This window comes from Kocuria salina, from assembly GCF_013368965.1.
In the GTDB taxonomy this organism is placed as follows: Bacteria; Actinomycetota; Actinomycetes; order Actinomycetales; family Micrococcaceae; genus Kocuria; species Kocuria rosea.
The window spans coordinates 18,954-41,818 of record NZ_SSSF01000013.1; the positions used below are offsets into that span (position 1 = coordinate 18,954).

Consider the following 22,865-nt stretch of genomic DNA (forward strand, 5'->3'; position numbering starts at 1 on the left):
GGCCCCGGCGCACGGAGAGGCCCCCGGAACCGCGGTTCCGGGGGCCTCTCCGTCTGCCCGGTGCCCGGGCCGGTGCGGTGCTACCGGGCGTCGGTGACGCCGGTGGCGGCCACGATCCGGCCCGTGCCGTCGGTGGCGGAGACCACGGCCTGGCCGGCCAGGATCTCCCCGGCCTGCCGGGCGGTGCGCCGGTCCACCCGCAGGGCGGTCCCACCCGCCAGCTCGGGGTGCTCGGCGACGACGCCGGCCGGCAGCTCCGCGACGGTCACCGGCACGCTGCGCCCGCCGGTGACGGTCTCGGCGTCGAGGGCCAGGGCGCCGTCCGGGCCCCAGGTGAGGGACCAGTCCAGCAGGGCCGGGTCCGTGCCGGCCGGGACCGTGCCCGCCGGGACCGCCAGCAGGTCCGCCCCGACCCACGCGGCCCGGGCCGTGCCCAGGTCGGGGCCGGCGGCGGGCTGCTCGGCCGCGCCCGTCCGGGTGCGGATCTCGTGGGTGGCGGCGTCGTACTCGATGGTGGCCACCATCCCGTCCTCGGGGACCGTCAGGCTCACCTCGGCGCCGTCCACCGCCCCGTCCTGCCCGTACGCCGCGCCGGCGCCGAGGTCCTCCACCACGCGGAAGGTGTACTCCCCCGCCGGGATCAGGGTCGTGGACCACGCGTGGGTGCCGTCCCCGTCCGGGTCCTGCAGCCAGGGGCGCAGGCAGTCCGGGGTGCGGTCGGCGGCGCAGCCGAGCTCGTCCTGGAACGTGCCGGAGGCCGTGAGCAGGGGCCCGTCGGCGTCGGTGGTCGCCCAGTGCGTGGCCGGGTCGTAGTAGAACGTCACCGGTCCGCCCGGGGCGTCGTAGCCGATGTTGGCCCCGGCGAGCGCGCCGCCGGCGCCGTAGTTCTCGTCCCAGGCGCGGTCGACGGCGACCTTGTAGGAGTGTCCCCCGGCCGGGAGGTCGAAGGTGCCCTTCCAGATCCCGTCCTGGGGGTCGAGGCGCAGCTGCGCCTGCTCGCAGGCGGGCGCCCAGTCGGCGTCGCAGCCCATCTCGGTGTTGTGCGTGCCGGGCACGGAGACCGCGTCCGGCTGCTGCACCTCGCCCACTACCGGGCCCGTGCCCCCGCCGTCCGCGGGGGCGCCCCCCGCACCGGCCACGGCCCAGGCCGAGGAGGCGGAGAGGTTGCCGGAGGAGTCCTTCAGCACGGCCCGGTACTCGAGCAGGGTCCCGTCGGCCACGTCGGCGGTGTCGGGAAAGACCCGGTACGGGGCGTTGTCGTCCGTGCCCAGCGCCGTCCACTCCTGCGTCCCGGCCGGACGCACGGCGAAGCTGACCTGGGCGAAGCCGCGGCCGGGGACGTCCGCCCGCAGCTCGGTCCGGCCGTCGGCCCCGAGGTCGGGGGCCTGCAGGCGCACCTGCGGGGCCTCCTGCTCGGGGTCGAGGGCCCGCCCGGCCCGGTACACGACGGTCGACAGCGGGGCGACCTCGACGTCGAGCCGGGCGTCCTTGCCGGACTTGCGCTTATCCTTGCCGTCCGTCCCGTAGAGGGCGGTGAACTGGGTGTTGTCCGATGACGTCGGAACGGTGACGGTCCGGGTCTGCTCGGAGTTGTTGGTGACCACCACGTACTCGCGCCGCTCGTCCGCGTCGATCCGGCTGAACGCGTAGACCCCGTCCTGGTCGGAGGAGTACCGGTGCAGCTGCGCGCCGTCGGCGAGCGCCGGGTGGGCCGCCCGCAGCGCGGAGAGCTCGGCGATCTGCTCGTAGAGCGGGTGGTCGGTGCCGTAGCGGTCGGCCGCACCGGGCTCGGCCGCGATCATGGGCTCCTGCAGGTACTGCGGGACCTGGGTGGCGAACATGTCCTGGCGGGCCAGCTGGTCCCCGCCGGAGCCGACGAAGCCCTGCTCGTCGCCGTAGTAGACCACCGGCTGGCCGCGGGTCAGGAACATCAGCTCGTTGGACAGCTCCACGCGCCGCCGCAGCTCCTCGTCCCGGAAACCGGCGTCGAACAGCAGCCAGGAGGCGCGGCCCATGTCGTGGTTGCCCGTGAACGTGGGCAGCTGGTAGGCGTTCGAGTCGGTGTCGGTGTAGTGGTCGTCGGCGGCGTAGAAGTCCCGCAGGGACGTGGTCGCGCCGCCCTTGGCGAACTCGAGGGACCGGGCCTGGAAGCCGAAGTCGATCACGGCCTGCAGCCGGCCGTCCGTGGTGAAGGAGGACAGGTACGCCGGGTCGGCGTCGTAGACCTCGCCGAACATGAAGAAGTCCTCGTTGCGCGCCCGGGCCGCCTCGAGCACCCGGGGGCTGAACTCCTGCCAGAACTCGAGGTTGACGTGCTTGACGGTGTCGATGCGGAAGCCGTCGATGCCCATCTCCGCCCAGGCGGAGTAGATGTCCACCATCCCGTCGACCACCTCGCGGCGCTCGGTGAACAGGTCGTCCAGGCCGACGAAGTCGCCGTAGGTGACGGACTCCCCGGACCAGGTGGAGTCCCCGCGGTTGTGGTACAGGTTCGGGTCGTTGAGCCACTCGGGGACCTTGACGCCGGCGTCCTCCGGCGAGCGGAAGGTCGGGTTGTAGGGGAACGACGTCGCGGGGTCGGTCGCGGGGAACTCCGGGGAGCCCGCGTAGCGGGCGTCGTCGAAGGGCTCCCCGGCGGCGTCGCGGTAGGGCTCCTCGGCCTTGGTGACGTAGTCGGTGGTGCCCTCGGCGTAGTCGATGACGTCCGCGGTGTGGTTGGTGATGATGTCGAAGTAGACCTTCATCCCGCGGGCGTGGGCGGCGTCGACGAGCTGCTGCATGTCCTCGTTGCTGCCCAGGTGCGGGTCGATCTGGGTGAAGTCGGTGATCCAGTAGCCGTGGTAGCCGGCGCTCTCCGCGCCCTCCTCCCCCTGCACCGGGCGGTTCTTGAAGGAGGGGGTCAGCCAGATGGCGGTGGTGCCCAGGCCCTCGATGTAGTCCAGCTTCTCCTGGATGCCCTGCAGGTCGCCGCCGTGGTAGAACGCCTTGTCCGTGGGGTCGAAGCCGTGCTCGAGCCGGTCCCCCTCGAGCCCGCCGGTGTCGTTGGAAGGGTCGCCGTTGGCGAAGCGGTCGGCCATCACGAAGTAGAACTGCTCGGAGGTGACCGGGGCGCGCAGGCTGTCGCCGGCCAGCGCCCGGTCCTGCTCGGTGACCTCCTCGCCGCCCACCGCGGCCGGGCGCACGGAGACCGCGTCGGTGGTGTCGTCGAAGCTGAACACCACGGTGGCGGGGCCCTCGAGCACGAGCGGCAGGTTCTCGGCGGGGTGGGACTCGTCCCACCCGCCGTCGAGGGCGACCTTGTATTCCCAGGTGCCGGCGGGGACCTCGAAGGTCCCCTCGTAGGTGCCCCCGCCGACGGGGGCGAGGACGGTCTCGGCGCAGGACGGCTGCCAGTCGGCGGAGCAGCCGAGCTCGTCCTGCAGGCTGCCGACGAGGGTCACGGCGGGGGGCGCGGCGGCGGCCGGTGCGGCGGCGGCGAGGCCGACGGCGACCGGGGCGGCGCCAACCGCGGTGGCGGACAGCAGACCGGCCAGGACGGTGGATGGACGACGTTTCACGGTGTCTCCAGTGGGGTTGATGGGATCGAGCAGGGGGTGCTCGGGAAACGTGCTGGAGTCTATCCCGTGACCTGGATCACAGCCGGGAGCGCGGCCGGGGGATCAGCCGCCTTTCTGCACGGCCTTGCACAGCTGCACCAGCCTGCTGATCGCGCGGTGCGGGGCGCCGGTGGGCCGGTCCGCCTCCTCCCGGGCGGCGAGGGCGAACCGCACGAGCGCCCACGCGCGCAGGCGCTCGGCGTCGGCGCCGGCCGCGAGGGACAGCGCCTCGATCCGGTCCTCGAGCGCCGCGGCCAGGGCCCCGCCGTGGCCGGCGGCCTCGGTGCGGGGCCACAGGGCCGCCACCAGGGCGAACTCCACGGTGCCGAGCACCGGGTCCGCCCCGGTGGCCAGCCACGGGGCGCGCCGCGCGGCGCGCACGGCCCCCGGGTGCAGGTCCTGATGCACGAGGGCGGTGTCCAGCTCGTCGCGCAGCAGCCGGTCCAGGTTCGCGACCGCCTGCCGCCGGAAGCGCCGCGGGAACCGGGCGTCCAGCTCGGCGGCCCCGGCCAGGTCCTCCCGCCAGCCCCGGGCCGCGGCGGACAGCGGCGGGAACGGGGGCCGGGGCGGGCGGGCCAGGGTGCGGGTCAGCTCGCCCAGCACCCGGCAGGCCTCCAGGTCCGGCAGGTCCCGCAGGTCTTGCTCGCCGGTGCGCTCGAGCAGCAGCGCCCGGTCCGCGGGCTCCGCTCGGAGCAGCCGCACGGCGCCGCGCCCGCCCCACAGCCGCAGCGCCAGGTGCTCGTGCTCGGCCCGGGCACCCGGCGGGCCGATCCGCAGCAGCGCCGGTTCCCCCGCCCGGGTGCGCACCGGCAGCGCCAGGGCGCCGTCGTCGTCGCGGGACCGCCCGTCGGGGGCCAGCTGCCACGCGGCCAGGTAGCGCTCCGCGAGCCCGGCCCGGAGCCGGGCCGCGCCGTCGTCGGTCATGGGTCCGTCCTCCGCGCAGGTCACCGGACCATCTTCGCCCACCGGGCGGCCGTCCGCCCCGCCCGTGTTCGTTAGACTGCGAGCGCCCATCCCCCGGCCGGAACGGAGTCCACCCGCCCGTGAACGAGCTGCTGTTCGCCTTCGGCCTGACCCTGTTCGCGGGACTGGCCACCGGGGCGGGGGCCTTCCTGGCCCTGGTCACCAGGCGCACCGACGCCAAGTTCCTCGCGGTGAGCCTCGGCTTCTCGGCCGGCGTGATGATCTACGTGTCCATGATCGAGATCTTCGTCAAGGCCCAGGTGGCCCTGGTCGCGGAGCTCGGGGGGCGCGCCGGGGCGTGGGCCACCGCGGGCGGGTTCTTCGCGGGGATCGTCCTGATCGCGGTGATCGACCGGCTGGTGCCCTCCCGCGTGAACCCGCACGAGTACCCGCACGACGACGCCGGACGGCAGCGCCGGCTCATGCGGATGGGGACGATGACCGCGGCGGCGATCGCGATCCACAACTTCCCCGAGGGCTTCGCGACCTTCGTGGCGGCCATGCAGGAACCGTCCGTGGCGATCCCGGTGGTCGTGGCCATCGCGCTGCACAACGTCCCCGAGGGGATCTCGGTGGCGGTGCCGATCTACCACGCCTCGGGCAGCCGCCGGAAGGCCTTCCGCTGGGCGTTCCTCTCCGGCCTGGCGGAGCCGGTCGGCGGGGTGCTCGGGTACCTCGTCCTGCTGCCGTTCCTCGACGACGTGCTCTTCGGCGTCGTGTTCGCGGGCGTGGCCGGGATCATGGTCTTCATCTCCCTGGACAAGCTGCTGCCCACGGCCCAGGAGTACGGCGAGCACCACCTGTCCGTCTACGGGCTGGTCGCCGGGATGGCGGTCATGGCCGTGAGCCTGCTGCTGTTCGTCTGACGCGGACGCGGACGCGGCGCCCGTGACCGGGTCACGGCGGTGTCGGGGCGACGGGGAGGCCCGCCGCCCGCCCGGCCTCGGCGAACGCGGCGGCCAGGCTCGCCCGGGACGCGTGGGCGTTGAGCCCGCTCGGGCTCGGCAGCGCCCACAGCTGCGCCCCGGCCAGTTCCCGGTCCTGGCGCCCGAGCCGGGCTCCCGGGTCCGCGAAAGCGTGCCGGTAGGCGGTGACCCCGGCGACCGCGACGACGGCGGGGCGCAGCAGCCCGACGAGCTCGGCCAGCCGCTCGCGGCCGGCGACGAACTCGGAGGGGTCCAGCTCGTCGGCCCGGGCCGTGGCCCGGCGCACCAGGTTCGTGATGCCGAGCCCCCGGCCCAGGACGTGCTCCCGGTCCTCCGCGCTCATCCCGGCCGCGCAGTCCACGAGCCGGCCGGTGAGCCCGGCGTCGTGCAGGGCCGGCCAGAAACGGTTGCCGGGCCGGGCGAAGTGCGCCTGCGTGGCCGCGGCCCACAGGCTCGGGTTGATGCCGCAGATCAGCAGCCGCACCTCCGGGCCGAGCAGGTCGGGCAGGGTCGCGCCCCGGGCGGCCTCGAGGTCCGCCCGGCTCGGCCGGGCGCCGCCGGTCGCGTTCGGGGAGGCCATGACCACATGCTAGGCCGCGCCCCCGCCGCCGGGCACCACGGGCCGGCCGCGGGCGCCCGCCGGGCTACCGTGGTGGCCATGCCCCGACCGACCGAGCTCACCGTGCCCACCGAGAGCGGGCCGGGACGCCTGCTCGTCTCCCCCGCCGAGCACCCCACCGCGCTGCTGTGGCTCGGGCACGGCGCGGGCGGGGGCGCCGGCGCCCCGGACCTCACCGCCCTCGCCGACGAGCTCCCCCTCCACGGCGTCACGGTCGTGCGCCACGAGCAGCCGTGGGTGCTCGCCGGCCGGAGGGTCGCTCCCCGTCCGGCCGCCCTCGACACCGGGTGGCTGGCCGCCGCGCCGGCCGTGACCGGCATGGCGGACGGACTGCCCCTGGTCATCGGGGGCCGCAGCGCCGGGGCCAGGGTGGCGTGCCGGACGGCCGCCGACGTGGGCGCGTCCGCCGTCGTCTGCCTGGCCTTCCCCCTGCACCCGCCGGGACGCCCGGAGCGCTCGCGCGCCGAGGAGCTGCTGCGGCCCACGGTCCCCGTGCTCGTGCTGCAGGGCACGCGGGATGCCTTCGGCTCCGCGGACGAGGTCGCGGCCGCCGCGGACGGCGCGCCGGCCGTCGACGTCGTCCCGGTGGAGGGCGCCGACCACGCCCTGGCGGTCCGCCGGTCCGGGCCCGTGAGCCAGGAGGACACGCGCGCGCTGGTCACCGCCGAGGTGCGCCGCTTCCTCCGGCGGACACGCACGACCCGCTGAGCACCGGCGGGACTTCAACGGCGCACCGACCGGGACTACCGTGAGAAGCACAGGGTCACCGCGACCCGTCCGCGACCAGGGAGAGAACCGTCATGGCCCCCACCCCAGCATCCTCCGACCCGCTCCGGCCCGATCCCGCCCCCGGGGACGAGCCGCGGCCCCCCGCCGCGGACGCGTTCGCCGCGGACCGGCCGGCGCCCGGCCGGGAGCCGGCCGTCCGGCCGCAGACGGCCACGGACCCCGCCCTGGACGGTCACCAGAAGCAGGGCGTCTCGGGCGCCGCGTGGACGGCCCTGATCCTCGGCCTGCTGATCCTGATCCTGCTGCTGGTCTTCATCCTGCAGAACAACGTCCCGGCGGACTTCAACTACCTGGGCTGGCAGTTCAGCCTCCCCCTCGGCGTCGCCATGCTGCTCGCGGCGGTCGCCGGCGCCCTCATCATGGGTCTCGTCGGCTCCGTCCGGCTCTTCAAGCTGGGCCACCGGGTGCGCAAGCTCGAGAAGGAGCGCGCCGACATCAAGCGCGCCCTGCGCTGACCCCCGCCGCCGCCTCGGCGGTCGCCGTCGGTCGCCGGCTGGTGTCTCATGACGTCAGTAACGGGTCGGCCCATTGTGCGGGCGGCAACAGGCAGTAGCCTGACAGCACCCCGAACGACAGGACGGTTCCCATGAGCTCCCCCGCACTCCCCGACGACCGCCCGGCCCCCGAGGACGTCGAGGTGGTCGCCCCCGCGACCGTCGTCGACCTCACCAGCGGCACCGCCCAGATCACGCCCGTGCTGGTCGACGGCGAGGCGCGCTACGCCGTGGACCTGCCCGACCAGCCCTTGGACGACGACGACGTGGCGAGTCTCGCCGTTGCGCTGCAGGCGGCGCAGGCCGGCCCCGCGGTGCTCGTGGACGTCGAGGACTACCTCGAGGCGGCGGCACCGCCGGAGGACGCCGCCGAGACCCCGCGGTAAGGGCCCGGTTCGGTCCGCCGGCACGACGTAGACCTCCGACCGCGACGTCGAGAACGCCTCGACGTCGCGGTCGGAGGTCTTCTCCGCGCCTGGAGGAATGATCTGCCGCACTGCGTGCGAGTCGCACCCGGGCGGACCACTCCGCATTCCCTAAAGTGATGAACGGATCCCCCGCCCCCACCGGAGAGACGGCCATGTCACCGAACCCCCCGCAGAACGTCCGCCAGAAGTCGGCCTTCGGGCGCTTGGGACTGGTCGCCCTGTCCCTGGCCCTGGTCACCGGGTGCACCACCCCCGACAGCGGCGGGCCCGACGAGCCCGGCGCGTCTCCCAGCGCCTCGTCCTCCCCGACGACCGGGGCCACCGGCAGCGCGGAGGCGACGCAGCCAGCCCCATCGCCGACCCCGTCGACGACCCCCGGGGCCACCCCGCCGCCCATGCCCGGGGCGCTGCCGGACCAGGACTTCACCTACGACGAGGCCTACGCGGCCTGGCAGGACGGGATGCCCTACTACGACGCCTTCTGCATCCACTACGAACCCACCACACCGGCCGGGGTGTCGCAGTGCGAGGGCATCGAGAACGGCACCGTCGACAGCATCACCGGTGAGCCCCTGGGGCAGTAGTCAGGACGTGCCGGGCCGCGTCGAGCAGCCCTCGCGCCTGAGGAGAGCACCCGGCCACAGACCCCGCCCGAGCGGCCGAAGATCCCCCACCGAGACCGAACGGAATGTGTCGCGTCGCCGGTGCGGGACAATCGTCGTGTGGACGATCTGCACGTGCCCCCGGGCCCCGGCGCGCCTCGCGGCCTCAAGGTGCCGGCGGGTGAACTGGTCGAGCAGTTCTCCCACGCCTCCGGCCCGGGCGGCCAGGGCGTCAACACCACGGACTCCCGGGTGCAGCTCTCTCTCGACCTGGCCACGACGACGGCGCTGAGCGACGCGCAGCGCGCACGTGCCCTCGATCAGCTCGCCGGCAGGCTCTCGGGCACCGTGCTCACCGTCAGCGCCGCCGAGCACCGCTCCCAGCGACAGAACCGCACCGCGGCGAGACAGCGTCTCGCCGCACTCCTGCGCGGCGCCGTGGTGCCGCCGGTGGTCCGGCGAGCGACCCGGCCCACCCACGGCTCGCGCCGTCGCCGTCTCGAAGGAAAACGCCGCCGCTCCGAGACCAAGCAGAACCGCCGGCGCCCCGGGCCGGAATGACCCGCGCCGGCGCGGAGGACCCGCCCGGCTCAGACGTTGAAGCGGAACTCCACGACGTCGCCGTCGCGCATGACGTAGTCCTTGCCCTCGATCCGGACCTTGCCGGCGGCCTTCGCGTCGGCCATGGACCCGGCGGCGTCGAGGTCCTCGAAGGAGACGATCTCGGCCTTGATGAAGCCGCGCTCGAAGTCGGTGTGGATGACCCCGGCGGCCTGCGGGGCGGTGGCGCCCACGGGGATGGTCCAGGCGCGCGACTCCTTGGGGCCGGCGGTGAGATAGGTCTGCAGTCCGAGGGTGTGGAAACCCGTGCGGGCGAGCTTGTCGAGACCGGCCTCGTCCTGCCCGGACATCTCCAGCATCTCCTTGGCCTCCTCCTCGTCGAGCTCCACGAGCTCGGACTCGAGCTTCGCGTCGAGGAACACCGCGTCAGCGGGCGCCACGAGCTCGCGCAGCTCCTGCTGCTTCGCGTCGTCGCCGAGCACCCCGTCGTCGGCGTTGAAGACGTAGATGAAAGGCTTGGCGGTGAGCAGGCTGAGGTCGCGCAGCTGGTCGACCTCGAGCTTCTCCTTCTCGGCCGCCCCGAAGATGGTGTCCCCGCGCTCCAGGATCGTCTGCGCCTGCTGCATGGCGGCGAGCTTGGCGGGGTCGGCCTTCTTGATCTTGACCTGCTTCTCGAGGCGCGGGATAGCGTTCTCGAGGGTCTGCAGGTCGGCGAGGATCAGCTCGGTGTTGATCGTCTCCATGTCCGAGGCGGGATCGATCTCGCCGTCGACGTGGATGACGTCCGGGTCGTCGAACGCGCGCACCACCTGGGCGATGGCGTGGGCCTCGCGGATGTTGGCGAGGAACTGGTTGCCCAGCCCCTCCCCCTCGGACGCGCCCTTGACGATGCCGGCGATGTCCACGAAGGACACGGTCGCGGGCAGGATCCGGTCCGAGCCGTGGATCTCCGCGAGCCGGTCCAGCCGCGGGTCCGGCAGGTTGACCACGCCGATGTTCGGCTCGATGGTCGCGAACGGGTAGTTCGCCGCCAGGACGGTGTTGCGGGTCAGCGCGTTGAACAGGGTGGACTTGCCGACGTTGGGCAGTCCGACGATTCCGATAGTAAGAGCCACGGGAGACCATCCTACCGGGCACGGGGCCGGCACGCCGTGCCGCCCCCGGGGCCCGTGGCCGAGGTCGTGGGCGTGTCGTGGCCCGTGGAGCTTCCGGGACGGCGCGCGGTGGAGCAGAGTCGGAGCATGACGTCCTTCCCGGCCTCCCGCACATCGCCGCACCCGAGCCCCGCCGACCCGACGGACGGTTCCCCGGCCGTCGACGTCTCCGGCGTCCACAAGGGCTTCGGGCGCGGCGAGCAGCGCGTCCGCGCCGTGGACGGCGTGAGCATGCGCATCGAGCGCGGCGAGGTCGTCGCGCTGCTCGGGCCCAACGGCGCCGGCAAGACCACCCTCCTCGACATGGTCCTGGGCTTCACCGACCCCGACGACGGCACCGTGCGCACCCTCGGCGCCACCCCGCGCGAGAGCGTGCGGGCAGGGCGGATCGGCGCGGTCCTGCAGACCGGGGGGCTGCTCGACGACCTGTCCGTGCGCGAGACGGTCGCGATGGTCGCGACCCTGCACCGGGACCCGCTGCCCGTGGACGAGGCCCTGGGCCGGGCGGGGGCCGCCGGGTTCGCGCGGCGGAAGGTCTCCAAGTGCTCTGGCGGCGAGCAGCAGCGGCTGCGCTTCGCGCTGGCCCTGCTGCCCGAGCCGGACCTGCTGGTCCTCGACGAGCCGACCGCGGGCATGGACGTCGGCGCCCGGCGGGAGTTCTGGGCCGCGATGCACGCCGAGGCGGAGCGCGGCCGGACGGTCGTGTTCGCCACCCACTACCTCGACGAGGCCGAGGAGTTCGCCGCCCGCACCGTGGTGCTCAAGGGCGGGCGGGTGGTCGCCGATGCCCCCACCGCCGAGGTCCAGGCCCTGGCGGGCCACCGCGTGGTCAGCTTCCGCTGGGCGGGGCCCGGACCCGTCGTCGTCCCGGGGGCGACCCCGCTGGAGCCCGCCGGCGGACGCCGGCGGCTCACGGGCCCCGACACGGACGCCATCGCCCGCCACCTGCTGACGACCACGGGCGCGAGCGAGCTCGAGATCACCCACGCCGGACTCGAGGAGGCCTTCCTGGGCCTCACCGCCGACTGACCGGCCCCGCTCGCCCCGTCCCGACTCCCCGCCCCGACGCACCGTCCCTACTCCCCCGTCCCGGAGGACCAGCACCATGAGCATCGCCTACGCCGCCCACGACCTGCGCCGCAACGTGCGCATGGTCGAGAACACCTTCTTCATCGTGGTCCTGCCCGCCGTGCTCTACGTGATGTTCACGGCGCTGGGGGACTTCTCCGACCTCCCGGTGGGCCACGGCAACGCCGGCGGGTACAACATGATCTCGATGGCGGTCTACGGGGCGGTCACCGCGACCACCTCGATCGCCGGCTCCGCCGCCGTGGAGCAGGCCCGCGGCTGGGGCCGGCAGATCGGGCTCACGCCGGCGCCGCGGCACGGGTACGTGCTGTCCAAGGTGGCCGTGGCCCTCGCCATGGCCGTGCTGCCCGTCCTCGTGGTCTACGCCGTGGGCGCCCTGACCGGCGCCGAGCTGGGCGGCTGGCGCTGGCCCGCCACCGCGGCGATCGTCGTGGCCGGCTCCTCGGTGTTCGCCCTCTACGGCCTGGCCGCCGGGCTGCTGTTCCGCTCCGAGTCCGCCGTGGGGGCGGCCTCCGGGATGCTCGTGGTGCTCAGCTTCTTCGGCAACCTCTTCGTCCCGCTCACCGGGGTGATGCTCGACATCGCGCGCTTCACCCCGCTCTACGGCCTGGCCGGGCTCGCCCGCTATCCGCTCGTGGAGGGCGACGTCGTGGCGACCAGCGGCCCGCCGGTGGAGTCCGACCCCCTGTGGGCGCTGCTGCTGAACACCGGGCTCTGGACGGTGGTCTTCGCGGCCGTGGTGCTGCTGGCCGTGCGCCGGACCACGGTCCGGCGCTGACCGGGCGACACTCCGGGGAACGGGCGGGGAGCGGGGCGGTGAGCGCCGCTGCCGTGGGGTGTCCGGGTGGCGTGCCACACTGCTGGGCATGACCGTCAGCCTCGTCGTCGTCCTTGTCCTGCTCGCCCTGCTGGTGGGCGCCCTCCTGGGCACCGCCGTGGCGCGGGTCCGTGCCGCCCGGGAGGTTCGGGCGGCGGAGGAGGAGCGGGCCGGGCTGCAGGCCGAGCTCGCCGCCGTCCAGGACCGGCTCGTGGACCTGGCCTCCGAGCGGGCGGCGGCCGTCGAGGCGCGGGCCCAGCTCGAGGACCGGCTGCGGGACGCCGACGCCCGCTCCGTGCAGGACAACAACGTCCTGCGGGCCCTGGCGCCGGTGGCCCACCAGCTGCGCTCGGTCGAGGAGCACGTGACGGCGCTCGAGCGGGACCGGGCCGAGCAGTACGGGGGCATCACCCAGGCCCTCGCCCACACCCGCGAGGTCGGCGACCACCTGCGCACCGCGACCACCTCCCTGTCCTCCGCGCTGCGCTCGGGCTCCGCGCGCGGCCTGTGGGGCGAGGTGCAGCTGCGCCGGGTGGTCGAGTCCGCGGGGATGACGGCGCACGTCGACTTCCGGGAGCAGGTCGCCTCCAACGGCACCACCGCGGACGGCGAGCGCAGCGCGATCCGCCCGGACATGGTGGTGCACCTGCCGGGGGGCCGCGACATCGTCCTGGACGCCAAGGCGCCCATGACCGCCTACCTGCGGGCCCAGGACGCCGAGGACGACGCCGGGCGCCGGGCGCAGCTGGCCGGTCATGCGAAGGCCGTGCGCGGGCACGTGGACGCGCTGGCGTCGAAGAAGTACTGGGAGGCGCGGGACGCCTCCCCCGAACTGGTGCTGTGCTTCCTGCCCGCCGAGTCGGCGCTCTCCGCGGCCCTGGACGCGGACCCGACCCTCCTGGACCACGCCGCGAGCCGCAACGTGGCGCTCGTGTCGCCGGTCTCGCTGCTCGCCTCGCTCAAGGCCGTGGCGTTCACGTGGCGGCAGAACGGGCTCACGGAGAACGCCAAGGAGCTCTTCGACCTCTCCCGTCAGCTCTACGAGCGGCTGGGCACGGTCGGCAAGCACCTCGACGACATGGGCCGGTCGCTGCAGAAGTCGGTGGAGACCTACAACCGGCTGACGGGCTCCGTGGAGACCCGGGTGTTCCCCACGGCCCGGCGGATCAACGACCTCGACCCCACGCTCGCGGAGGACGATCGGCTCACCACGCATCCGCTCGTGGTGGCGCCGCGCCCGCTCACGGCGCCGGAGTTCACCGAGGCGGCGCAGCTGCCGCCGGCGCCGGAGGCGGTGCAGCTTCCGGAGCCGGCGGAGCGCCCGGGCCGCACCGAGCCGGGCGGGAGCGTGCCGGGGCAGCTCGACGAGCGCGCGGCGGGCTGAGCGGACGGGTCCGCCCGCGGCTCAGCGGGTGGGGCGGGCCCCGCGGCCGCCGAGCCGGTGGGAGGTGTCCCCGGCCGCGGTGAGCCGGGCGCGCAGCTCCTTGGGGAGGGAGAACAGCACGTCCTCCTCGGCGGTGACGACCTCCTCGACCTCGCCGTAGCCGTAGTCCGCGAGCAGGCGCAGCACGTCCTTGACGAGGACCTCCGGCACGGAGGCCCCGCTGGTGACGCCCACGGTGGCGACGCCCTCGAACCAGGACTCGTCCACCTGGTTCGCGAAGTCCACGCGCTCGGCGCGGCGGGCGCCGTACTCGAGGGCGACCTCCTTGAGCCGCACGGAGTTCGAGGAGTTCGCCGAGCCCACGACGATCACGAGGTCAGCGTCCGGGGCGATCTTCTTGATCGCGGTCTGCCGGTTGGAGGTGGCGTAGCAGATGTCGTCGCTGGGCGGGTCCTGCAGGGAGGGGAAGCGCTCCCGCAGCTTCTGCACGGTCTCCAGGGTCTCGTCCACGCTGAGAGTGGTCTGGGAGAGCCAGACGACCTTCTCCGGGTCGCGGACGACGACCTGGCCGACCTCGTCGGGGCTGTTCACCACCTGGATGTGCTCGGGGGCCTCGCCGGCGGTGCCCTCGACCTCCTCGTGGCCGTCGTGGCCGATCAGGAGGATGTCGTAGTCGCTCTTCGCGAAGCGCACGGCCTCGCGGTGGACCTTGGTGACCAGCGGGCACGTGGCGTCGATGGTGCGCAGCTCGCGGGATTTCGCGGACTCCACCACGGCCGGGGAGACGCCGTGGGCGGAGAAGATCAGCAGGGACCCCTCGGGGACCTCGTCGGTCTCCTCGACGAACACGGCGCCCTGCTCCTCGAGGGTGCTCACCACGAACTTGTTGTGCACGATCTCCTTGCGCACGTACACGGGGGCGCCGTAGTGCTCGAGCGCCTTCTCCACGGCGATGACGGCGCGGTCGACGCCGGCGCAGTAGCCGCGGGGGGACGCGAGCAGGACCTTCTTCGGTCCGGCCACGGGAGCGGCGGCGGCCACGTCCTCCGGCGAGCGCCGGGAACGGGGGACGGTGGGCATGGAGAGCGCAACGGTGGTCGGCATGGCCTCCATGCTACGCGGTGGGGCGGGGCCCGCGCCGTGATCCGCCCGACACGAGGATGGCCCCCACGAGGCCCACGACGCCCGTGATCCCGGCAGCCCAGGCGGCCGTGACCATCTGCTCGCCGAGGGAGTCGGTGAGCAGGAGGACGGCCCGGTCGGCGGCGAGCCGGACCACGGGGTCGCCGCCGAGCATGCCGGAGGCCCGCTGCACGCCCTGCTCCACGAGCAGCCACACGACGCCCAGTCCGGCCAGGGTCCCCAGCCCCAGCACGGCGAGCACGGCGAAGCGGTGCCGGGTCACGAGCAGCGCGAGCACGGCGAGCACCGCGGCGGTCCACGTGAGCGGCACGGCCAGGTCGGTGACCCGGGTGCCCGCCTCGATCAGGCGCCCGGTGTTCGACCCCGGGACGGTGATCCGGCTCTCGCGCTCCGCCAGGCCGACGTCCACGCCGACGGCCCGCTGCACGGCGGCGTCGACCTCCCGGAGGACGGGGGCGATGTCCAGCACGAGGTCCTTCGGCGGCTCCTCCACCGCGCCGTCCACGGGGACGTTGGCCTCGTGGGTGCGGGTGAGCGCCTCCGTCCACGCGCGCTGGTAGGCGGGGTCGGCGGTGAGGTCCGCGGCGACGTCGGCCGCACGGCGGGCGGCGTCCTCGAGCATCCGGTCGAGGAACCCGACGCCGGTGGCCCGCTCCCCCACGATCCGGTCGGCCACCTGCCCCACCGCGGTGCGGGCCAGCTCCTCCTGGAACGGCCGGTCCTCGGCGAGGGTGCCCACCACCCGGGTGAAGCCGTCGCGGGAGACCAGGGTGTCCTGGGCCCAGTGCAGGGGCACGAGCAGCGCCACGAGGGACGCGGCGGCGAGGCCCAGGACGGTGCCGAGGCCGGTGCGCAGGACGGTCGTGGCGCGTCGTCGGGGGCGGGGCGCGGAACGGGGCGCGAAGCGGTGTCCGGGGGCGGGGGGTGCTGAGAGGCTCACGGAACCACTGTACGCACGGGCGGAGCGCGTGCACGGGTGTCCCCGTCGGGTGGTAAGCATGAGGCATGACGTATCTGGAGCCGCAGCAGGACGCCCCGGCGGGCGGCGAGCGGGAGCTGCCGCAGCGGGCGGACCGGACCACCCCGGAGAACCCGTGGCCGCTGCGGATGCTCTCCGAGAACCTGCATGCCTACATCGCCCGCTGCGCGCCCACGTGGGTCGAGGGGCAGATCATCGAGCTCAACCGGCGCGCCCGCGTCACCTACGTGACCCTGCGGGACGTCGACGCCGAGATCTCCGTGCCCGTGACCCTCTTCGCCAACGAGACCGCCCACCTGGACCGTCCCCTGGAGAAGGGGATGCGGGTGGTCGCCCAGCTCAAACCGGACTTCTGGGCCAAGACCGGCCGGCTGTCCATGCTGGGCCGCGGCATCCGCCCGGTGGGCCTGGGCGACCTGCTGGAGCGGCTCGAGCGGCTGCGGCGCGCCCTCGCCGAGGAGGGGCTCTTCAACGCCGCCCGGAAGAAGCCCCTGCCCCTGCTCCCCCGCCGGGTCGGCCTCGTCACGGGGCGCAACTCGGACGCCGAGAAGGACGTCATCCGCAACGCGTCCCTGCGCTGGCCGGCCGTGGACTTCGAGGTGCGGGAGGTCGCGGTCCAGGGCTCCGGCGCGGTGCGCGCCGTGACCCAGGCGCTGCGCGAGCTCGACGCCATGGCCGAGGTGGACGTCATCGTGATCGCCCGCGGCGGCGGCTCCTTGGAGGACCTCCTGGCCTTCAGCGACGAGTCCCTGATCCGGGCCGTGGCGGCCGCCCGCACCCCGGTGGTCAGCGCCATCGGGCACGAGAACGACCAGCCGCTGCTCGACTGGGTGGCCGACCTGCGGGCCTCGACCCCCACGGACGCCGGCAAGCGGATCGTCCCCGACGTCGTCGAGGAGCGCGCCGGGGTGGCCCGGGCCCGGGCGGGCCTGGACCGCGCCGTGCGAGGCTTCCTGGACCGGGAGGCCGCCGGTCTGACCGCCGTGCGCACCCGGCCCGTCCTGGCCCAGCCGGAGGACATGATCCTGCTCCGGGAGGAGGACGTGGACCGGTGGCGCACCCGGGCGCTGTCCGCCGTGGACTCCCGGACCCTGCGGGAGCGGGACGCCGTGCGCTCCCTGCGCGCCCGGGTGCGGGCGCTGTCCCCCCAGGAGACCCTGCAGCGCGGCTACTCCGTGGTCCTGGACGCCTCCGGCGCCGTGGTCACCGACGCCGCCGCCGTGCGCGCCGGGGACCTGCTGGGGGTGCGCCTGGCCGCGGGCGAGCTCGGCGTGCGCACCGAGACCGTCTCCGCCCGGCGCCCGGGCGAGCACCCCGGCTCCCCCTGACCCACCGGGGCACCGGCACCACCGCCGTCCCCGACCGTTCCGAACGAGAGGCGCCACCCATGGCGAGCACCGACCACCCCGCAGCACCCGACCTGTCCGACATCGCCGGCCTGGGCTACGAGCAGGCCCGCGAGGAGCTCGTGCAGGTCGTCTCCCGGCTCGAGGCCGGGGGCACGTCCCTCGAGGAGTCCCTCGCGCTCTGGGAGCGCGGCGAGGCCCTCGCCACCCGCTGCGAGCAGTGGCTCGACGGCGCCCGCGAGCGGCTCGACGCGGCCCGGAGCCGGCGCGCGGACGCCGACGGGGGCGACGGCGAGGAGGGCGCCGGGCGCGGCTGAGCCGGCCCGGCCCGCCGTGGCGCGGGTCAGAGCTCGGAGAGGCGCCGGCGCGCGTCCTCGACGTCGTAGCCGGGGTCCGGCCAGTCGAGCCGCAGGCCCGCGAGCGCGGAGATCAGCAGGTCCTGGACCACGGCCCGGGCGTACCACTTCCGGTCGGTGGGCACCACGTACCAGGGCGCGTGGTCGGCGTCGGTCGCGTCGATGGCCCGTTCGTAGGCGGCCATGTAGGTCTCCCACCGGCTGCGCGCCTCGAGGTCCGAGGGATCGAACTTCCACTGCTTCGTCCAGTCGCTCATGCGGGCGAGGAGGTTCTCGCGCTGCTCGTCCAGGCCCAGGTGCAGGAAGACCTTGATGACCACCACCCCGTCGTCGGCGAGCTCCTGCTCGAAGTGCCGGATCTCGGTGTAGCGCCGCTCGAGCTGCCGGTCGTCGAGCACGTCGTGCACCACGGGCACCAGCACGTCCTCGTAGTGGGACCGGTCGAACGCGCCGATCACCCCGGGCCGGGGCAGCTGGCGCCGCACCCGCTGGAGGAAGTGCTGGGCGGCCTCCTCCTCGGTGGGCCGGCCGAAGCCGTGGGTGTGCACGCCGTGCGGGCTGAGCCCGCCCAGGACGTGCTGGATGACGCCGCCCTTCCCGGAGGTGTCCATGCCCTGCAGCACGAGCAGCACCCGGTGCCGGGCGCCCACCGTGGCGTTGGCGTAGATCTGGCGCTGCAGCCGGGACAGCTCGGCGTCCCGGGCGGCCCGCAGCGCGGTGCCCTGCTGCTTCTTCCCCCGGAACCCGGGGGTGGAGCGGGTGTCCACCGCGTCCAGGGACAGGCCCGGCCGGGCGCGCAGCAGAGGCCGTACGTCCTGCTCGAACCCGGTGCCGGGGCTCTGGTCGGCTGCGCTCATGCGGGACCTCCTGGGAGTGCGGGGCGGGCCGCGGGGCGCGGCCCGCCGGTCACTGGCGGTAGTTGCCGAGGAACTCCTCGATCCGGTCCAGCGCCGTGGCCAGCATCTCCACGGACGGCAGGGTGACGAGGCGGAAGTGGTCGGGCTCCGGCCAGTTGAACGCCCGGCCGTGGCTGACGAGGATCTTCTGCTCCTTGAGCAGGTCGAGGGCGAACTTCTCGTCGTCGACGATGTTGAACTTCTCCACGTCGAGCTTGGGGAACAGGTACAGGGCGCCGTCGGCCTGCCGGCAGGACACGCCGTCGATCTCGTTGAGCCGCCGGTGGGCGAGGTCGCGCTGGGCCTTGAGCCGCCCGCCCGGGAGGATGAGGTCGTTGATCGACTGGTAGCCGCCGAGCGCGGTCTGGATCGCGTGCTGGGCCGGGACGTTGGCGCACATGCGCATGTTGGCGAGCAGCTTGATGCCCTCGATGAAGCTCTCGGCCTTCCAGTTGGGCCCGGTGATCGCCAGCCACCCGGCGCGGTACCCGGCCACCCGGTAGGCCTTGGAAAGCCCGGAGAAGGTCAGGCACAGCACGTCCTCGCCGGTGAGGGTCGCGGTGTTGATCATCTCGGCGTCGTCGTAGGTGATCTTCTCGTAGATCTCGTCCGAGAACAGGATCAGCTCGTGCTCGGCGGCGAGGTCCACGATGGTCTGCAGCACCTCGCGGGAGTAGACCGCGCCGGTGGGGTTGTTCGGGTTGATGATCACGATGCCCTTGGTGTTGGGGGTGATCTTCGCCGCGAGGTCCTCGAGGTCCGGGTTCCAGTCGTTGTCTTCGTCGCACCGGTAGTGCACGGGGGTGCCGCCGGACAGGGCCACCGACGCCGTCCACAGCGGGTAGTCGGGGGACGGGATGAGGATCTCGTCGCCCGGGTTGCACAGCGCCTGCAGCGTCATGGTGATGAGCTCGGAGACGCCGTTGCCCAGGTAGACGTCGTCGGTGTCGAGGTTCATGATCCCGCGCGTCTGGTAGTACTGCACCACGGCTGTGCGTGCCGAGTAGATGCCGCGGGAGTCCGAGTAGCCCTGCGCGTTGGGCAGGTTCTTGATCATGTCCACGAGGATCGCGTCGGGTGCCTCGAAGCCGAACGGCGCGGGGTTGCCGATGTTGAGCTTGAGGATCCGGTGGCCCTCCGCCTCCATGTGCTCCGCCTGCTCCAGCACGGGGCCGCGGATGTCGTAGAGGACGTTCTTGAGCTTGTCGGACTGCTTCACCACTGACATGCGGTACACCTTACCCCCGGGGTGCACGCCGTCCGGGGCACCCGTCGGTGCGCCGATCAGGTGTCGTCGCCGCCCTCGAGCCAGTACCGCGCGGCCTCCTCGGGCGTGTACGGGTCGCGGGCGGAGGTCATCCGGGTCATCAGCACGAGGTCCTCGGTGCCGATCTGCGCGGAGACCCCGTCGACGACGTCCGCGGCGGCGTCCGGCAGGTCCTCGGCCGCCACGGGGACCACCCGCTGCGGGACGAAGTTGTTGAGCGGGTCGGCCAGGACCACGAGGGCGTTGTCCTCGATGGCGGGCGAGGCCGTGAACAGGGCCGCGGCCTGCACCCGGTCCTCGAGCAGTGCGTCCACGAGGTCGTCCTGGTCGCCGAACGGCACGAACCTGCCGGGCACGCACTCGTAGGCGTCCTCCAGTCCCTCCGGGCCGTAGGAGCGGCCCGCGAAGTCGAGGTCGGTGCCCAGCGCCAGCTCGTCGCACACCGGGCCCAGGTCCTCCAGGTTGGTGAGCTCGTGCTCCACGGCGGTCGGCCGGGTCACGACGACCGCCACCGTGTTCTCCGCCGGGGCCGGCTCGAGGGTCCGCAGGCCCTCGGGCAGCACGTCCTGCACCCCGGCCAGCACGTCGTCGTCGTCCGCGCGCTCCTCCCCCAGTCCCAGCAGCTCGGAGAGGTCCTCGGCGAGCCCGCCGTCCTCGGCGTCCGGGGACGGCGTGGGGGTGGGCGTCGCCTCGCCCGTGGGCGCCGCGGAGGCCGGGCCCACCGGCGCCCGGCCGCGCAGGTGCAGGTAGAGGTTGCCGGAGTAGTCCGCGGCGACCTCCACCTCCCCCCGCTCGAGGGCCCCGAGGTAGTCGGCGCGCTCGGTCCCGGCGTCGACCACGCTCGCATCGAAGCCGGCCTCCCGCAGCCGCCCGGCGTAGACGTGGGCGAGCACGGCCGTCTGCCCGGTGGGTCCCGCCGCGATCCGGACCGGCTCCGCGGCGGGGGACGCCGCGGTGGCCGGCGGCTGCTCCGGGGCCCCGCCGCCGCACCCGGTGAGCGCGGCGACGGCGAGCAGGCCCGCGGCGGCGCCACGGCGGCTCACCGGCCCTCCCCCGGTCCCGCGGGGCCCGCGGCCACGAGCCCGGCCAGCTCGAGGCCCACGGGCACGAGGCCGACCAGGGGCAGCTGCGGCACCGCCGCCAGGGGGAACCAGCGGGCCTCGTCGGAGGAGCCGTCCTGCTCCGACGTGAGCGTCCCGCCGGTGATGTGGGCGCGGTAGATCACGCGCAGGGCGTGGAAGGGCCGGTCCCGGCCGTCCAGCCGCTCGCCGGCGTCCATGTGGCGGCTGTGCACGCCGAGCAGCTCGTCGAGCTCCACGGTGAAGCCGGTCTCCTCGTGCACCTCCCGCAGCGCGGTCTGCGCGGGCTGCTCCCCGATCTCCATGCCACCGCCGGGCAGGCTCCACGCCCCCCGCAGCGTGGGGTGGCGCGGGTTCCAGTGGCTGAGCAGCACCGCCCCGTCCTGGACGATCACGGCGTAGGCACCCACCCGGGTGTCCATGGGGAAACTCATGCCCCCATTCTAGGAACGCCCGGGGCGGGGCGCCGACAGCGCGCGCGGCGGGCGGGCCGGTGGATCGGCCCCCGGGGATAATGGGCGCGTGAGCATCGTCGACAACGCCGTCTACCGGGGCGGGCAGCGCATCGCGTCCCCCGCCACGCTCGAGGAGACCTACCGGCTGCTCGCCCGGCTGCGGACCGAGGACCCCCGCTGCACCGAGGCCGGGGAGCACTGCGTCCTCGTCTGGATCGGCCTGTACCGGCCCTCCGCGGACGAGCTCGACTCCCTGGCCGAGCAGTTCGGCCTGCACGAGCTCGCCGTGGAGGACATCCGGCAGGCCGAGCAGCGGCCCAAGCTCGACCGCTACGGGAGCACCCTGTTCACGGTGCTGCGCCCCGCCGTCTACCAGGACGCCACGGTGACGGTCGACTTCGGGGAGATCCACATCGTCACGGGACCCGGCTTCGTGATCACCGTCCGGCAGTCCGAGCACGGGCGGGTCGGGCGGGTCCGGACCCGGGTGGAGTCGCAGCCCGCCCTGCTGGTGACCGGCGCGGAGGCCGTGCTCTACGCGGTGCTCGACCAGACCGTGGACGACTACTACCCGGTGGTCGAGGGGCTCGAGAACGACATCGACGAGATCTCGGACGCCCTGTACTCCGGCTCCGGGGACGGCGTCGTCTCCCGGCGCATCTACCAGCTCACCCGGGAGGTCAGCGCGTTCCACCGGGCGGTCGCCCCGCTGGAGCTGGAGCTGCGGCAGTTCCTCGAGGAGCTCGCCGGGGCCGGCGCGCCCCGGGAGCTCCAGCACGTCCTGCGGGACGTCCTGGACCACCTGATCTTCGTCAACAACAAGGTCGAGTCCTTCCAGGCGTCCCTCACCAACGCCCTCATGCTGGACTCCACGCAGCTCGCCGCCCGGCAGAACGAGGCCGCGATCGAGCAGAACGAGCAGATGAAGCGGATCTCCTCCTGGGCGGCGATCCTGTTCGCGCCCTCGATCATCGGCTCCGTGTACGGGATGAACTTCAGGTTCATGCCGGAGCTGTCCTGGGTGTGGGGCTACCCCATGGCGCTGGGGCTGATGATCGTGACGGGCGTGGTGCTCTACGTCGTGTTCCGGTTCAAACGGTGGCTGTGACCGCCGCGGTCACTGCTGCCCGCGCTCGCGGCGGGCGGAGTCGGACAGGCCCCGGCGGTTGCGCAGCACCCGCTTGAGCACCCACCACGCGATCAGGACCGCCACGGTGACGACCACGATCCGGGAGAAGATCCCGGCGTACTGCTCGGCGACGTGCCAGTTCTCGCCCAGGTAGAACCCGGCGAGCACGAAGATGGTGTTCCAGATCAGGGACCCCGCCGTGGTGAGCAGGACGAACGCGCTGAACGACATCCGCTCGATGCCGGCGGGGACCGAGATCAGCGACCGGAATACGGGGATCATGCGCCCGAAGAAGACGGCGGCCTTCCCGTGCCGCTCGAACCACGCCTCGGTGCGGTCGAGGTCGTGCAGGTCGACCAGGGGCATCCGGTCCACGATCGCCCGCAGCCGGCGGCGGCCGAGCGCGGCACCGATCCAGTAGAGGGCCACGGCGCCGACCACCGAGCCCAGGGTCGTCCAGAAGATCGCCCCGCCGAGCGAGAAGCTGCCCTGGCTCGCGGTGAACCCGGCCAGCGGGAGGATCACCTCGGACGGCAGCGGCGGGAAGAGGTTCTCGAGCGCGACGAGCAGACCGGCGCCAGGAGCGCCGATGGCCTCCATGACGTCGACGGCCCAGCCGGCGACCCCGCCCAGCGTCTCGGCGCCGGAGTCCTGGGCCCCGGTGATCCGGGCGGCCAGGACGGCCGCGTCCGGGGCGGCGGTGAGGTCGGGGGCGGCGGTCGGGGCGGGGCTGGGTGCAGTCATGGGTCCTCGGCGGTGGGCGGGGCGGGGCGGGGGCCCGGCGGGTGCGACC

The 22,865-nt window shown here is 74.1% G+C and carries 23 protein-coding genes; 12 read left to right on the top strand and 11 right to left on the bottom strand.

From position 1 onward, the window contains the following. Window positions 1–80 precede the first annotated feature (80 nt). Window positions 81–3,557 carry an alpha-amylase family glycosyl hydrolase gene (locus E7Z53_RS17850; RefSeq protein WP_176338474.1) on the bottom strand — a complete coding sequence of 1,159 codons (3,477 nt, stop codon included), beginning with the start codon at window positions 3,555–3,557 and terminating at the stop codon, window positions 81–83. 102 nt (window positions 3,558–3,659) lie between these two features. Then, window positions 3,660–4,520 (bottom strand): aminoglycoside phosphotransferase family protein, encoded by an 861-nt coding sequence (locus E7Z53_RS17855; protein ID WP_176338475.1) that lies wholly within the window; start codon window positions 4,518–4,520, stop codon window positions 3,660–3,662. A gap of 119 nt (window positions 4,521–4,639) precedes the next feature. On the opposite strand from E7Z53_RS17855, the gene zupT reads away from it, so the two are divergent. Continuing rightward, on the top strand, window positions 4,640–5,425 hold the full coding sequence (gene zupT / locus E7Z53_RS17860) for a zinc transporter ZupT (RefSeq protein ID WP_176338476.1): 786 nt from the start codon (window positions 4,640–4,642) through the stop codon (window positions 5,423–5,425). A gap of 31 nt (window positions 5,426–5,456) precedes the next feature. Here zupT and E7Z53_RS17865 read toward each other — a convergent pair whose 3' ends face one another. Beyond that, window positions 5,457–6,065: a mismatch-specific DNA-glycosylase gene (locus E7Z53_RS17865; protein ID WP_176338477.1), complete on the bottom strand. Its 609-nt coding sequence runs from the start codon at window positions 6,063–6,065 to the stop codon at window positions 5,457–5,459. Between the two features lie 78 nt (window positions 6,066–6,143). Between E7Z53_RS17865 and E7Z53_RS17870 the strand changes: the two genes are divergently transcribed. From E7Z53_RS17870 to arfB, 5 genes are all read left to right on the top strand, one after another. Beyond that, window positions 6,144–6,812, top strand: a complete 669-nt coding sequence (locus tag E7Z53_RS17870; protein WP_035927654.1) for an alpha/beta hydrolase family protein — start codon at window positions 6,144–6,146, stop codon at window positions 6,810–6,812. A gap of 92 nt (window positions 6,813–6,904) precedes the next feature. Further along, a complete protein-coding gene (locus E7Z53_RS17875; RefSeq protein WP_176338479.1) occupies window positions 6,905–7,348 on the top strand; it encodes a LapA family protein in 444 nt (147 codons plus the stop codon). 131 nt (window positions 7,349–7,479) lie between these two features. Then, on the top strand, window positions 7,480–7,773 hold the full coding sequence (locus tag E7Z53_RS17880; RefSeq protein WP_035927458.1) for a hypothetical protein: 294 nt from the start codon (window positions 7,480–7,482) through the stop codon (window positions 7,771–7,773). 194 nt (window positions 7,774–7,967) lie between these two features. Then, window positions 7,968–8,399, top strand: a complete 432-nt coding sequence (locus E7Z53_RS17885) for a hypothetical protein (RefSeq protein ID WP_144835980.1) — start codon at window positions 7,968–7,970, stop codon at window positions 8,397–8,399. Window positions 8,400–8,537: 138 nt separating this feature from the next. After that, window positions 8,538–8,978: an alternative ribosome rescue aminoacyl-tRNA hydrolase ArfB gene (gene arfB, locus E7Z53_RS17890; RefSeq protein ID WP_017833382.1), complete on the top strand. Its 441-nt coding sequence runs from the start codon at window positions 8,538–8,540 to the stop codon at window positions 8,976–8,978. A 29-nt stretch (window positions 8,979–9,007) separates the two neighbouring features. Here arfB and ychF read toward each other — a convergent pair whose 3' ends face one another. Continuing rightward, window positions 9,008–10,093, bottom strand: coding sequence for a redox-regulated ATPase YchF (gene ychF, locus E7Z53_RS17895; protein WP_035927472.1), 1,086 nt, complete (start codon window positions 10,091–10,093; stop codon window positions 9,008–9,010). Window positions 10,094–10,219: 126 nt separating this feature from the next. Between ychF and E7Z53_RS17900 the strand changes: the two genes are divergently transcribed. The 3 genes from E7Z53_RS17900 (at window position 10,220) to E7Z53_RS17910 (ending at window position 13,422) form a co-directional block, all read left to right on the top strand. Beyond that, window positions 10,220–11,161 carry an ABC transporter ATP-binding protein gene (locus E7Z53_RS17900; protein WP_176338480.1) on the top strand — a complete coding sequence of 314 codons (942 nt, stop codon included), beginning with the start codon at window positions 10,220–10,222 and terminating at the stop codon, window positions 11,159–11,161. Between the two features lie 76 nt (window positions 11,162–11,237). Next, window positions 11,238–11,999, top strand: a complete 762-nt coding sequence (locus E7Z53_RS17905) for an ABC transporter permease (RefSeq protein ID WP_095651605.1) — start codon at window positions 11,238–11,240, stop codon at window positions 11,997–11,999. Between the two features lie 88 nt (window positions 12,000–12,087). Next, entirely contained in the window at window positions 12,088–13,422 is a 1,335-nt protein-coding gene (locus E7Z53_RS17910; protein WP_217905931.1) for a DNA recombination protein RmuC, read from the top strand. Between the two features lie 21 nt (window positions 13,423–13,443). Here E7Z53_RS17910 and E7Z53_RS17915 read toward each other — a convergent pair whose 3' ends face one another. Together E7Z53_RS17915 and E7Z53_RS17920 are read right to left on the bottom strand one after the other, a co-directional pair. Further along, on the bottom strand, window positions 13,444–14,526 hold the full coding sequence (locus E7Z53_RS17915; protein ID WP_017833377.1) for a 4-hydroxy-3-methylbut-2-enyl diphosphate reductase: 1,083 nt from the start codon (window positions 14,524–14,526) through the stop codon (window positions 13,444–13,446). 10 nt (window positions 14,527–14,536) lie between these two features. After that, entirely contained in the window at window positions 14,537–15,505 is a 969-nt protein-coding gene (locus E7Z53_RS17920) for a hypothetical protein (protein WP_109222038.1), read from the bottom strand. A gap of 65 nt (window positions 15,506–15,570) precedes the next feature. Here E7Z53_RS17920 and xseA point away from each other — a divergent pair, with 65 nt between their 5' ends. Then, window positions 15,571–16,872 (top strand): exodeoxyribonuclease VII large subunit, encoded by a 1,302-nt coding sequence (xseA, locus tag E7Z53_RS17925; RefSeq protein WP_176338482.1) that lies wholly within the window; start codon window positions 15,571–15,573, stop codon window positions 16,870–16,872. Window positions 16,873–16,931: 59 nt separating this feature from the next. Then, window positions 16,932–17,207: an exodeoxyribonuclease VII small subunit gene (locus E7Z53_RS17930; RefSeq protein ID WP_035927490.1), complete on the top strand. Its 276-nt coding sequence runs from the start codon at window positions 16,932–16,934 to the stop codon at window positions 17,205–17,207. Window positions 17,208–17,233: 26 nt separating this feature from the next. Here the strand turns inward: E7Z53_RS17930 and E7Z53_RS17935 are convergent, their stop codons facing one another. The 4 genes from E7Z53_RS17935 to E7Z53_RS17950 are packed head-to-tail and all read right to left on the bottom strand — an operon-like array spanning window position 17,234 to window position 20,922. Next, window positions 17,234–18,103, bottom strand: coding sequence for a PPK2 family polyphosphate kinase (locus E7Z53_RS17935; protein ID WP_176338483.1), 870 nt, complete (start codon window positions 18,101–18,103; stop codon window positions 17,234–17,236). 49 nt (window positions 18,104–18,152) lie between these two features. Then, window positions 18,153–19,370 carry a pyridoxal phosphate-dependent aminotransferase gene (locus tag E7Z53_RS17940; protein ID WP_035927494.1) on the bottom strand — a complete coding sequence of 406 codons (1,218 nt, stop codon included), beginning with the start codon at window positions 19,368–19,370 and terminating at the stop codon, window positions 18,153–18,155. 56 nt (window positions 19,371–19,426) lie between these two features. After that, window positions 19,427–20,452 (bottom strand): glycine betaine ABC transporter substrate-binding protein, encoded by a 1,026-nt coding sequence (locus tag E7Z53_RS17945; RefSeq protein WP_176338484.1) that lies wholly within the window; start codon window positions 20,450–20,452, stop codon window positions 19,427–19,429. After that, window positions 20,449–20,922: an NUDIX hydrolase gene (locus tag E7Z53_RS17950; protein ID WP_241482876.1), complete on the bottom strand. Its 474-nt coding sequence runs from the start codon at window positions 20,920–20,922 to the stop codon at window positions 20,449–20,451. The genes E7Z53_RS17945 and E7Z53_RS17950 overlap by 4 nt, the downstream gene beginning before the upstream one ends. A gap of 88 nt (window positions 20,923–21,010) precedes the next feature. Here E7Z53_RS17950 and E7Z53_RS17955 point away from each other — a divergent pair, with 88 nt between their 5' ends. Next, a complete protein-coding gene (locus tag E7Z53_RS17955) occupies window positions 21,011–22,051 on the top strand; it encodes a magnesium and cobalt transport protein CorA (RefSeq protein WP_176338485.1) in 1,041 nt (346 codons plus the stop codon). Between the two features lie 9 nt (window positions 22,052–22,060). Here the strand turns inward: E7Z53_RS17955 and E7Z53_RS17960 are convergent, their stop codons facing one another. Then, on the bottom strand, window positions 22,061–22,816 hold the full coding sequence (locus tag E7Z53_RS17960) for a DedA family protein (protein WP_017833369.1): 756 nt from the start codon (window positions 22,814–22,816) through the stop codon (window positions 22,061–22,063). Window positions 22,817–22,865 lie beyond the last annotated feature (49 nt).